Genomic DNA, 12,437 nt, shown 5'->3' with positions numbered 1-12,437 from the left:
AGATCACCACCATTTTAGTTTACTAATTTGTCTTCCCGCTTCTTCCACGAACTCTTCTCCTTTAGCAAGAAGGTCGCCTGCGGCATTCGCTGCGCTTTTTGTCAAATTCAGCTCGAATTTCTCTGTTTCAAGCCAAAATATTTTGCTTTGAATCGAAGCCATATACTCGTTATATTTATCATTCACAATCTTGGATGCTTCCGATTTTGCGTTTTCTCTGCCCTTGTCGAAATCATCCGCTTTTGTTCCCGTCCAGTGCTTGCCTAATTCCGGTTTCACAATGTCTTTGATTTCAGTAATTGCCTCTTCTTGCAGTGTGTCTATGTCCTTTTTTGCTTTTTTCAGCTTTTCGATCTTGTCTTCTACGTCGGAAATTTTTCCGTTGAGCGAACTTTTGATATCCGCTAACATACTTTCATAACCCATCTGATTCACCTCTTAATACTCAAAAAGTCGTATGGAGGGGCTGATGAAGATAGACTTTTCCATACTTTATTTCCATATATTATATTTTAAAATAGCCAGAAGGCGGCTTAAATAGGGTAAACGGCTTAATTTCGACGTATAACGCTCGCAATGTGTAGGTCTATAATCTTGTTTTTGTTCGTTATACAGCCAACGAAAGCGTTTTATAAGATGAAAACACCTAAAGTCGTAGTTATAAAGACACTTGAAAGAGACAGATGTTGATGATCTGTCTCTTGTCGTAAGAGCATATTTTGTTTTTTCCCTTTAAACCGTAGTAGAAAAGAAAAAAACTGGCTTCCAGCCAGTTTTCTCTTTTCCAACTATTGAATTGCACCTGACGGAACAACCGCCTTCCGTCCCACAGAGTAATACTCCACTCCTGCCTCAGCTGCTTCATCCAATGTGTAGCAGTTTCTGCCGTCAAAGATGAGCGGCGTTTTCATCAAGTTCTGATAGGCCGCTAACGGGAATTGTTTAATGTTGGCCCAGTCGGTTAAAATCATGACGGCGTCGGAGCCTTTGACTGCTTCCTCGATCGTCTCTTTATATTCAACAGCTTGCGGGAGAACATGCTTCGCATGGCTGGCGGCAATGGGATCGTAGGCTATAATATGGGCGTCGAGCGCAGCGAGACGGTCTGCAATGACAATCGACGGCGCTTCCCTCATATCATCCGTATTCGGTTTAAATGACAGCCCTAAAAGGGCAATCGTTTTTCCCGTCACCCCGCCGAGCCTGTTCAGCGCTTTATCAACCAGCATCGCCTGCTGATTGTTGTTGACTTTGATGACCGATTTCAGCAGTTCAAAATCATGCGCGACATTGCCGGCAATTTGCACGAGAGCGTTTGTGTCCTTCGGAAAACAAGAGCCGCCGTAGCCTATGCCGGCTTTTAAAAACTGGCTCCCGATCCGCTTATCCTGTCCCATGCCGTACGCGACTGCTTCAATATCGGCGCCAACCTTTTCACATATATTTGAAATTTCATTTATAAAACTGATCTTAGTAGCCAGAAAAGCATTTGAGGCATATTTGATCATCTCGGCGCTTCTGATATCTGTTTGATAAATCGGGATTTGAAACGGACGGAAAAGCTCCTCAAGCGTCTTGGCTGTTTTCTGATCTGCCGTTCCGATCACGATTCTGTCGCCATGAAACGTGTCATAGATCGCCGATCCTTCACGTAAAAATTCCGGATTGGATGCGACCGAAATGCTGACAGGCTCTGCAAGATGTTCAGTGATTAACCCATCAATCAAATCATTTGTTCCGACGGGCACTGTGCTTTTCGTTACCACAATGGTATCCCGTTTGACATGCCGGGCGATGCGTTTGGCTGCATCTGTAATATGCTCCAGATTCGCGTGCCCGTCGCTTTTCTGCGGTGTGCCAACCGCTATAAAAATAATGTCTGCCTGTGCCAAGCCGTTCTCATAGCTCGTTTCAAAGTTCAGCCGTCCATCAGCTGTATTTTTTCTCATCAGCTCTTCAAGACCCGGTTCAAATATGGGGGAAATGCCTTTTCTCATTTCATCAATCTTGTGAGCGTCAATATCAATGCAGGTTACATGATGTCCAATCTCAGAAAGAGAAACACCTGTCACAAGACCGACATAGCCTGTTCCGATGACTGTTATATTCATTGTTTCCCTCCAACAGTTAAATTGCTGCTTTGCAGCTTTCGTATTATCGTATGAGAACATCCTATCATGAATGCGGATGATCTCCCGCATAGCCTGTCGGGTACAGCCTGTACAGATTTCTGAAATGTGATTCAATCATACAGTATACTATTATATCGCTCTCAGAAAGAAAGTGGTGAAATGAGAACCGGCTGTTTAAAAGAGCCCAAATAATTTTCTTCTTTTGAGCGGCTGCGGAGGCTGCCTGTAGATCGTCTGATTCTGAAGGAGAAGCTCGGCATTTTCCGTCAGCATATAAGGAAATTCCGGACCAAATTCGTTCTTAAGAACATGAAGGGCTTCCTGGTAATGAAAGTCTCTTGTTTTCAGATTATGAGCATCTGATGCTACGAAATGAATCAAATTGGCTTCAGCCAGCCGGAGAGAAAATGCTTTCATCTGTTTTCCGAAAGTACCCGCAAGACTTCCTGAAGTCACTTGAGATGCCGCTCCTTTTTCCACAAGATGATACAGCAAGGACGGGTTTTCGCGAATTTCCCTGTTGCGTTCAGGATGGGCGATAACCGGAATATATCCTTTCAGCTGCAAATCATAAAAAAGCTGCTCCGCATATCGGGGAACCTGATCAAACGGAAACTCAATCAGAATATATTTAGTATCGTTCAGTGTAAGCAGCTGCTGTTCAGCAAGATCCCGTTCCAAATCGCCATAGATTCTGATTTCCTGCCCCGGAAGCACGGTTAAAGGGATGTCTTCTTTGATTAAACGTTTGTTTAACTGATCTGCTGCTTCTCTGACTGCGGCTTGACCGTTTTCATACACACCGTTCTTATGATGCGGTGTCGCAATGATGGTCCGGATTCCCTGATAAACAGCAGCCCTTGCCATTTCTATACTGTCGGCTGAATCGCTTGCCCCGTCATCCATTGCCGGAAGAATGTGACAGTGAATATCTATCATGTCTTAGCCTCCTTTTTTTCGCAAAAATAAATAACGGGCAAGCTGCACGTTATTTATTTTGTATGAAATTTTCCTTGTTTCCGTAATATCCGTATTCAGAGTGCTTCGAAAGCTTTTTGCCGTTCATAATCGCCCCAAGGAGCTTGCTTTTGCACGATTCAAGTGCCTCTTTCGCTTTTGCGGCTTGTTCCTTTTCTGTTTTCCCGCTTGAGATAACCAAAACAGAACCGTCTGCCACGTTGCCTAAAATCTGCGCATCCGCTACAGCAAGAATAGGCGGCGTATCAAAAATGACCATATCATATGCCGCACACACTTCGTCTGCAAGCTCGTTCATCCACTTCGAGGAGAGAAGCTCAGCAGGGTTTGGCGGGATCGGGCCGCTCGTCAGCACGTCAAGATGTGTTGCATTTGAGGCTTGTACAGCCTGCTCCAGTGAGCTTTTCTTTAATAAAACAGTTGTTAAGCCAATCATATTTTCAAGATGAAAGGCCGTATGTACTGTTGGTTTTCGCAAATCGGCATCAATTAGAAGCACTTTTTTTCCCTGCTGGGCAAATACGACAGCCAGGTTAGCGGCCGTCGTTGATTTTCCTTCTCCGGGACAGGCCGATGTGATCATCACTGATTTCATTTGGCGGTCCACTGAAGCAAATTCGATATTCGTACGAATCGTTCTATATTGTTCAGAGTTCAAGGATTTCGGCTCTGTCATCGCAATGACATTTCTGCGTATCCAAGAGCCTCTGCTTTTTCTAAGCGCCAAAATGTCCACTCCCCGCTTTTTCAGATTGGATACCGTGTAGGCTCTTCGCTGTTTTCTGCTCATTCGCAATCGTGGAAACCGTCCCTAAAACCGGTATGTCCAGCAAGGATTCGAGCTGCTCTTCCGATTTGATCGTATTATCTAAATGCTCAAGCAGGAAGGCCAGACCGATGCTTCCCGCCAATCCCGCCGCAAACGCGATGGCAATGTTAAGAAGCGGCTTTGGCGATACAGGTGACGGATGGTCTGAAACCTCGGCTTTTGACAGAATACTGACATTGTCAACATTCATAATGGATGTGATTTTGGTTTTAAAGACAGATGCGATGGTATTGGCAATATGAGCCGCTGTTTCTGCGTTTTCATCCTTGACTGATATGTTAACCACTTGGGAGTCCTGCTCGCTGGATACGGTAATTTTGTCATTCAGTTCCTGAGATGTCATCGACAGGCCCATCTCTTTAATGACTTCGTCTAAGATGGCAGGGCTCTTAATGATAACGTTATACGTATTGATTAACTGTAGATTGGTTTGAACATCGTTAAATTGGACTTCTTTTTGGTTGTTTTTCGATTGATTGACCAGAATCTGAGTTGAATTTTCATAGATGGGTGTAAGTGCGAAGAAACTGATGAGTCCGCCGGCAGCAGTGGCCGCTGCGGTTACAATCATAATCAAAAGTATGCGTTTTGTTAACGTTGATAATATCTCTTTTAAGCTAGTAGATTCTCCCATGATACCTCCAAATCTCTTATAACATCCTTTTCCATCTACGATTATACAACGTAGAAACCGCATTTCTCCAGCTTTTCACGTGACATAATTCGACATTTTTTTACAAAACGTTATGTGGCGATTCTTTATGTAAGCGCTCTATTTATTGTTTTGACAAAGCTTACTCTTTTTCTCCTATTCAGGCAGTCACGTATTCACGCATTAAAAAAATCCCGCAAAAGGCGTGCGGGATTCTTATGTTGCATATCCATTTTTAATATGAGAAATCAAATTTTCAAGCATTTCCTTCGTCGTCATTTCAGATGACCGCTCACCAATTTCATGTGCATGCATCAAAATTTTCAGAAATTCTTCTTGATTCAATTTCTTTTCACTCATCTTTTTTGTTCCTTTCAGCTTCCATTAAGTTGAAAACACGATTATTATATGATGCCGGTTATCAATTTGCAATCTCTAATACATCATTCGACACATCCCATTTTTTATGTCCTTTTTTAGGAAAAACTTTTTCAGGCCGATGTGTTGCGATATAATAGAGAAATTGGATCTTTTTATTACGTGACTCGGTTAGGAGCGATAATCATGCTTCAGAATATGATTTCCAAAGACGATGTGCTGGCATCTGCTGAACAGTTGAAAGAACTCCTTCCCTACAATGAGGAAAATGTTCAGCTGATCAAAAAAGCCCTTATTTTATATCGGCAGGATTCAGTCTATCGTTTACAAGCAGTGAGTCCGACGGAAGTTACGGCTTTTGTGCAGGATGTTGTCCCTGTGCGGGTCACATTGAACTTGTTTGTCATAGTCAAAAGCGGCTGTTCATGTCCGTCCGGAAGAATCTGCCGCCATATGCTGGCTGTGTTTTTATATGTATATGCAATGTTTGAGCGGGTGGGTACTTTTACAGAGTATTGGCTTGAGAGGGAAAAGCTTGAGGAAAGCAAAGAGCTCGTCCGCCGCCAATTCCAGGAAAAGGTGCTGCCTAATGAAGAATCGCTTTCAAGCTGGCTCGCTTTTTTTGATTCAGAGTTCTCTCTCTGGCAGGCGCGCACGCCGGAAAGCAGCCAAAACATGCAGGGCCTCTATTACGGCTACCTGTCCGCATTAAAAAAGCATGCGCCGAACAAGCCGGAGCTGAAAAGCCTGTACCAAATTCATTCCGCGATTGCGGTTTGGCTTCGGATGTTCACATTGATTGAAGCGGGCAAGCTGAACCCCGAGCAAGACTTTTATTCCCTCAATCCGTATGTTGAACAGCTGATGGATACAATCTACAGCTCTATTGATAAATTAAAAACATATGCGCTGTCATTTGCGCTTGATCCGTTTTTGGAAAAAACACCGGAAGTTATCCGACATTTGCTGTTGAAAGAAGATATTTTTCAATATGAACGCATCCGCATCTTCGGTGAAATTTGGAGTGCGTTGCTGTCGCGGCCAAAATGGGTGGCGCGCGAACAGGAGATTTTGAAAAAAGAAGCCGGACGGCGTTTTTCTCCTGAATTGCAATTCGGGCGCCTGCACTTAGAATTCTTGCAGAAGAATGATGACGTTATTTTTGCGGAAGCTGATGAATTCCCGCCGGAAGCGCTGCCGTATACGTTTCAGTGGCTGAGTGAAATCACTGCCAAGAAGGATTGGAAACGGCTGAAAACATGGTACCAGCGGATTGAACCGATTGCGATGGGTTATACGAAACTGGATAAGCCGTTTAAAGAGATTCGCGACGTGATCAGCGAATTGTTCCTTCTGCTGAATGCCTATGTGAAGCAAACCAATGACCAATCGCTGTTTGAACGCTATGCTTCGGGCTGTCTGCCGTATACGTTCACAGAATACAGCCATCACTTATATGAGAAAAAACGGTATACCGAGTGGATCGAAATTCACAGCCTTGTCGGCTTTTCCATCTATGAAATGGATAAAATGATGCTGAAGGAAATTGCAGCAAGCGATCCGGAGGCGCTTATCCCGGCTTACCACAGAGAAGTGGCCTTTTTTATCGATCAGAAGAACCGCAGCTCGTACAAGGAAGCCGCACGGTATTTGAAAAAACTGCGCACCCTGTACAGAAAAGCGAAGAAACTGAAGGTGTGGGAGCGGTATATTCAGCAGCTGAGCTCGCATTACAAGCGTCTGCGCGCGCTTCAAGAAGAACTGCAGAAAGGAAAGTTGATTGATGGCGAGTCTTAAAGAAATTCTCATCCACGTCGAACAAATGGAAGATGGTTCATTTACGCTCTCAGCCTTTGATGAGAATGAACAGCCCCTTCCCTACAGCCATATGAAAAGGCATTTGTTCCAATGGCATGAATCCTCATTTTACGGAACCTTTCTTGAGGATGTCAGCTTCATCGGGACAACCGCTGTTTTGCTTTCTCCATGGATGACTGTAGAGCTTCTCGGCAAAAACTCGTTCAACTCATTCAGCTCCGTGCACCTTACAGAAGAAACGGAGCCGCTGATCGAGGCGGCATCGACCATCTATGAATTTATCGCAGACGGCGATTTTCTGCCTGACTATGAAGCATGGACAAACGGTGTTTTTCGCTGGAAGGACCGCGACAATATACTAGATGGCTTTACTGCGGATTGGTTTTCCGCTGCAGTGCAGGACTACATCCAATACGACGATGACCTGCGGGAGAAATGGGAACACATTAAGGAGAAATCGCCTGCGGTCACGACATTCCGCGGACATTTTCTCGATGAAGAGGATTTTCTTGAAGGGATCGGCTGGATTGACGATCAATCTCCATTTACAGTCGGCCTGCGCTTAAATGAGCCAGACTTTGACGGAGACGATTGGAAAATCGAGATGTTTTTACGCGATAAAAAGAGCGGCGCTGTTGAATTCTTTGACGGGCTGAAGAGCCTTAAGAAATCGTGGCAGGCGTACAGCGATAAAATCGCACGTGAGCAGGATCGCTTTCATAGAACGGTTCCGTGGCTGTCATTTGATTCTGGGACAACGCTGATTTCAGAGGAAGAAGCCTGGATCTTCCTGTCAGAAGCAAGTGAGACGCTTGTCGATATGGGGGTTGAAATTCTCCTGCCGTCCTGGTGGCAGATTGTCAGAGACAGCAACATGATGCTGAAGGCAAAGGTGTCGTCCGCCCCGCGCGGCGAGTCATTTGTCGGCATGAATGCGCTGCTTGATTTCAACTGGCGGTTTGCGACAAATGGAATTGAGCTGACTGAGGCTGAATTTAATGAGCTTGTCGCCAGCAACAGGCGCCTCGTTAATATACGCGGGCAATGGGTAAAAATCGATCCGCAGTTTATCAAACAAATGAAACGCCTGATGGAAAAAGCGGAATCGGAAGGACTCCACATGTCTGATATTCTGGCGCGCGAACTAATGGATCAGGGGGAAGGCGGGCTTGAAGATTCAGATCTGATTGATACATCCGCTTTTGCCGGCATTCAATTTGATCTGTCCAAACAGCTCAGGTCACTGATTCGAAAGCTTACGGCCGCGGAAAATCTGCCGGAGCACGAAGTCAGTCCTTCTTTCCAAGGAACTCTCCGCCCCTATCAGAAATACGGCATGAACTGGCTGCTGTTTCTGCGAGAAAGCGGTTTTGGCGCCTGTCTGGCTGACGATATGGGTCTTGGGAAAACGATTCAAATGATCGCCTATTTCCTACACGTGAAGGAAAGCGGCTGGCAAAAAACGCCGAATTTGATTATCGCGCCGACATCCGTACTCGGCAACTGGCAGCGGGAGCTTCAAACCTTTGCACCTGACCTGTCTGTCGCGCTCCATTATGGGCCGCGCCGTCCAAAAGGTGATGATTTCGCCGCGCATTACGAAAACGCAGATGTGGTACTCACTTCGTACGGATTGTCGCATGCCGATTCGGAAGAGATGTCTTCTGTGACATGGAACACAATCTGCCTTGATGAAGCGCAAAATATTAAAAACGCGCATACGAAGCAATCACGTGCAATCAGAAAGCTGAAAGGGCTTCACCATATCGCGCTGAGCGGCACGCCAATGGAAAATCGCTTAACTGAACTATGGTCCATTTTTGACTTCATGAATAAAGGCTACCTCGGCAGTCTGACGGGCTTCCATAAACGCTATGTGCTGCCGATTGAAAAAGACCGGGACGAAAAGAGAATCGGACAGCTTCAGCAGTTAATCCGCCCATTCCTTCTGCGGCGGACGAAACGTGATGAAGAGGTCGCGCTTAATCTTCCTGAGAAGCTGGAAGAAAAAGAATTTATCCCGCTGTCAGCCGAACAGGCATCACTTTATGAGCAGCTTGTCAAAGACACATTTGACCATATGACGTCACTGACCGGCATGCAGAGAAAAGCGTTGATCCTCAGCATGCTCGGACGTCTCAAGCAAATATGCGATCACCCCGCGCTCTATTTAAAAGAGGATCAAACCGAGCTGCTGGCTGGCAGATCAGTCAAGCTCGAAAAATTGCTGGAACTCATGACAGCGATCCGCGTCCAAAACGAAAGCTGCCTTATTTTCACGCAATACATTCAGATGGGGAACATGATGAAAAGGCTGCTTGAAAAAACGTTCGGCGAACCTGTGCAATTTTTAAACGGGAGTCTCTCCAAGCAAGAGCGGGATACACTCGTTGAGAAATTTCAGAAGAAAGAATACCCGACACTCATTCTTTCACTCAAAGCTGGAGGCACCGGGCTTAATTTGACCGCCGCCAATCACGTCATCCATTATGACAGATGGTGGAACCCGGCCGTTGAAAACCAGGCCACTGACCGGGCATACCGCATTGGCCAGGAGCGCTTTGTCCACGTTCATAAAATGATTACAACGGGAACAATCGAAGAAAAAATTGATGTTATGCTCGAATCGAAACAAACCCTGAACGACCAAATTATCCAAAGTGAAAACTGGATTACCGAGCTTTCCACACAGGAACTCGAAGAATTGTTTACATTAAGCGCCTCAGCGCGATGAGAATGACTATAAAAAAGCTGGCTCTTTGAAAGAGCCAGCTTTTTTCCGTTCATATCCGTCACGCCGAATTTCCAAGGAATCCGTTACGCCGGTTATCAACAGGATGCGCTTTTGATGCAGCATATAAACCTACAGTAAATGTTTAATCATATGTGCGACGCCGTGTTCGTCATTGGTCAAGGTGACAGCATCGGCCATCGCTTTGATATCTTCCCGCGCATTGCCCATCGCTACACCTTTTCCCGCCGCCTCCAGCATCGATTTGTCATTTAAGCTGTCACCGACAGCCGCGGTTTCTGCGATCGGGATATTCAGCCGTTCCGCAAGCCTCTTCAGCGCCTGCCCCTTGGAAGCTTTGCGGGAAGATAGCTCAAAGTTGTGCTCAGCAGAACTGACAAGCGTCAAATCTTCGGCATGCTCATATTTTTTCCAGCCTGCCTCGAGCTTCTCCTTGAAGAAAGAAAAACCGAGAATATTATAAAAGTCGATCTCCTGATCAGCCTCAAACAGCTCTTGAAACGAGCCAATATAAGCGAAGCCGGATTGGCTGTATTGCACCTCGGCCGCCTGCATAAGGACAGAAAGATCTGCTTCCGGATTCGCGCTTCTGAATCTGTCCAGCTCAACCTCAAGAAGCTCCTTGCCGTTTTGCGGCGTATATATGGCTGAACCTGTGAATACCTCGTAATAATAGTTTTCCGACTCAAGCCATGAGAGAATATCATATGCCCGCTTCTTATCAATCGTTTCGTGATGATAAAGCCTGCCATCGGGATCGTGAATGACGGCGCCGTTTGCGCTGATGACCCACGTTTTGATCCCCAGCGGTTCAAAGATTGACATGACGTCAAAATGAGCGCGCCCAGTTGACACCACCACTTCAATGCCGTCCCGCTGCGCCTGCCGCAGCGCGTTTTCATTTTCCAAGCTTACCTGATGCTTGCTGTTGAGTAAGGTTCCATCTAAGTCAATCGCAATCAATTTCAAGTTTGTCAGCCCTTTCCTTCATCCTGCTCTGTCACGAGAAGTTCCACTCCGTTACGGTCAAGCAAGTCACAAAACGCCTGATTCGGCAGCTTGTCTGTGATCAAGAGATCGATTTCACTCAGCGCCGCATACTGATAAAAACTGGTGCTCCCCAGCTTCGAATGATCTGCAAGCGCGATCACCTGCTTTGCCTGCTGGATCATTTTTCGCTTCACCATACCATCCTCTTCATGCGCAATTGTAATGCCATGTTCGGAAATGCCGACCACACCGATCAGCGCTTTATCGACGTGGTAGCTTGAGAGCTTTTCAATCACAGAGGCGCCGTACAGAAAGCGGTGCTCCTTTTCAAGCTTGCCTCCGAGCAGATAGATTTCAATTCCCTCTTTATCGGACAGCACTTCCGCGAGATTAATCGAGTTGGTGATCACCGTACAATCATCCGCATTCAAATGCTTTGCACATGCCTGAACGGTTGTAGAAGCGTCTAAAATCACCCGGTCACCATCATGAATGAGCGATGCGGCAAGCCTGCCGATCTTGTTTTTTTCCTCGGACACTGTTTTCAGGCGGCCAGAGTAACTTTGAATTTTTTGATGCACAGTCGGCAAAATGGCACCGCCCCTTGTACGGATGATGGCATTCTGTTCCTCCAGCTTCACAAGATCCCGTCTCGCTGTATCCCTTGACACCTGAAGAAGCGTACAGATCTGCTCCGTTGTAATTCGGTTATGCTGTTTTAAAAAATCCAAAATCGCTACTAATCTTTCTTCTTGGTACACGCCCTCATTCCTTTTCTTATCAATCATCTTTAAGCAATTATAAGTTTTTATTCAATTTCATTCAACATTATTAAGTGAATTTAAGTAAAAATGCATCATAAGAACCAATTTTTCCTAAATGACACAATAGAAAGAACCAGTCTGGTCGACTGGTCAATTTTGAGGGGATGATGCGGAGATCCGGATAATATGAATGGATAGAAAACGGGAGGATCAGGGGGATGTCAATCGGCAGCTTTTTCCCGGGGTTTAGGGTCCATAAAACGAACAGTGTCAGCCAACACTTCCGTTACATATACGGTAACGCCTTCTGCGTTTTCATAGCTTCTTGTCTGAATCCGCCCGCTTACGCCGACGAGAGAACCTTTTTGGCAATACAACGCCGTGTTTTCAGCTGTTTTTCTCCAAAGTGTGCAATTGACGTAGTCGGCCTCGATTTCACCTGAAGCATTTTTGAAGCTGCGATTTACCGCGAGCGTAACGTGTGCGACTGCCGCACCGGCGGAAGTGTAGCGAAGCTCAGGATCTTTTGTAAGACGTCCGACAAGCATGACCTGATTGAACATGCGATTCCTCCTCTCCTTGCGGTTATATGTATTGTAGATGATGCAATGAGAAAAGAAAAACGTGTAAAAGTGACTTTCAGCCTCTGTTTTTATCTTTCGTTTTCATTTTTCCTTCAGCTAAAAACATCTTTTGTTTTTTCCCTTTAAAGAAATATGTACTTTTTAAAAACCGGAAAAATATTTGCTTTGTCAGCCAATTTTGCGTATTCATACACACATAGGAAGAACCATCCCATGCAAACCACTGAAAGCTCAGTTTTTTTTCCGGCAGTGACACCTTAATTTTATACTGTTCCATGCCGTCTTGCGTTTCGTATAAAAAGCTTATCCTGCCTTTCTTGTTCAGATGAACCTCAAACACTTCTTTACGGCTTAACATATAAGTTACTTCCTTTTGAATCAAACAATCCTCAGAAGGAGTGCCGTCAATATAAATTTCTTTTAAACGAAATTGATTCATACCACATCTCTCCGTAATCTATAGTCAGTTACAGTATAATGAAAAAATAGAAATTATTAAATGTTTCGCCAATACAAAATTCTTTAGCCCCAGCATTGCAGCATTTTTTCCTCTAAAACGT

The 12,437-nt window shown here is 45.2% G+C and carries 12 protein-coding genes; 2 read left to right on the top strand and 10 right to left on the bottom strand.

Annotated elements, in window-relative coordinates; all coding sequences use genetic code 11:
- Positions 1-3 precede the first annotated feature (3 nt).
- The 6 genes from AC0DBE_RS18710 to AC0DBE_RS18685 all read right to left on the bottom strand — a co-directional run bounded on the left by AC0DBE_RS18710 (position 4) and on the right by AC0DBE_RS18685 (position 4,951).
- On the bottom strand, positions 4-426 hold the full coding sequence (locus AC0DBE_RS18710) for a YwqH-like family protein (RefSeq protein WP_014115436.1): 423 nt from the start codon (positions 424-426) through the stop codon (positions 4-6).
- 362 nt (positions 427-788) lie between these two features.
- Entirely contained in the window at positions 789-2,111 is a 1,323-nt protein-coding gene (gene uglF / locus AC0DBE_RS18705) for a UDP-glucose 6-dehydrogenase UglF (protein WP_242733750.1), read from the bottom strand.
- A 195-nt stretch (positions 2,112-2,306) separates the two neighbouring features.
- Positions 2,307-3,071 (bottom strand): tyrosine-protein phosphatase, encoded by a 765-nt coding sequence (locus tag AC0DBE_RS18700; protein WP_472963287.1) that lies wholly within the window; start codon positions 3,069-3,071, stop codon positions 2,307-2,309.
- A gap of 49 nt (positions 3,072-3,120) precedes the next feature.
- A complete protein-coding gene (locus AC0DBE_RS18695; protein ID WP_072565391.1) occupies positions 3,121-3,837 on the bottom strand; it encodes a CpsD/CapB family tyrosine-protein kinase in 717 nt (238 codons plus the stop codon).
- Positions 3,827-4,573 (bottom strand): protein-tyrosine kinase activator TkmA, encoded by a 747-nt coding sequence (tkmA, locus tag AC0DBE_RS18690; protein WP_014115441.1) that lies wholly within the window; start codon positions 4,571-4,573, stop codon positions 3,827-3,829. Before tkmA ends, AC0DBE_RS18695 begins: the two co-directional genes overlap by 11 nt.
- 234 nt (positions 4,574-4,807) lie before the next feature.
- Positions 4,808-4,951, bottom strand: coding sequence for a YwzD family small protein (locus AC0DBE_RS18685; protein ID WP_003221769.1), 144 nt, complete (start codon positions 4,949-4,951; stop codon positions 4,808-4,810).
- A 204-nt stretch (positions 4,952-5,155) separates the two neighbouring features.
- Between AC0DBE_RS18685 and AC0DBE_RS18680 the strand changes: the two genes are divergently transcribed.
- Positions 5,156-6,766, top strand: a complete 1,611-nt coding sequence (locus tag AC0DBE_RS18680) for an SWIM zinc finger family protein (protein WP_472963284.1) — start codon at positions 5,156-5,158, stop codon at positions 6,764-6,766.
- A complete protein-coding gene (locus AC0DBE_RS18675) occupies positions 6,753-9,521 on the top strand; it encodes a DEAD/DEAH box helicase (RefSeq protein ID WP_472963281.1) in 2,769 nt (922 codons plus the stop codon). Before AC0DBE_RS18680 ends, AC0DBE_RS18675 begins: the two co-directional genes overlap by 14 nt.
- A gap of 129 nt (positions 9,522-9,650) precedes the next feature.
- On the opposite strand, the gene ywpJ is transcribed toward AC0DBE_RS18675, so the two are convergent.
- The 4 genes from ywpJ to ywpG form a co-directional block, all read right to left on the bottom strand.
- Positions 9,651-10,508 (bottom strand): phosphatase YwpJ, encoded by an 858-nt coding sequence (ywpJ, locus tag AC0DBE_RS18670; protein ID WP_072565394.1) that lies wholly within the window; start codon positions 10,506-10,508, stop codon positions 9,651-9,653.
- 5 nt (positions 10,509-10,513) lie between these two features.
- The gene (gene glcR / locus AC0DBE_RS18665) at positions 10,514-11,290 is read right to left on the bottom strand and encodes a transcriptional regulator GlcR (protein ID WP_079288864.1); all 777 of its coding nucleotides are present in this window, start codon (positions 11,288-11,290) and stop codon (positions 10,514-10,516) included.
- Between the two features lie 224 nt (positions 11,291-11,514).
- Positions 11,515-11,856: a single-stranded DNA-binding protein SsbB gene (gene ssbB / locus AC0DBE_RS18660; RefSeq protein ID WP_014115447.1), complete on the bottom strand. Its 342-nt coding sequence runs from the start codon at positions 11,854-11,856 to the stop codon at positions 11,515-11,517.
- A gap of 76 nt (positions 11,857-11,932) precedes the next feature.
- Positions 11,933-12,316 carry a DynA interaction protein YwpG gene (gene ywpG, locus AC0DBE_RS18655; RefSeq protein ID WP_045385247.1) on the bottom strand — a complete coding sequence of 128 codons (384 nt, stop codon included), beginning with the start codon at positions 12,314-12,316 and terminating at the stop codon, positions 11,933-11,935.
- Positions 12,317-12,437 lie beyond the last annotated feature (121 nt).

It is taken from the genome of Bacillus sp. VA15 (assembly GCF_055721145.1).
The sequence above is the reverse complement of the archived record's forward strand: the minus strand, read 5'-3'. Positions and strand labels throughout refer to the sequence as shown.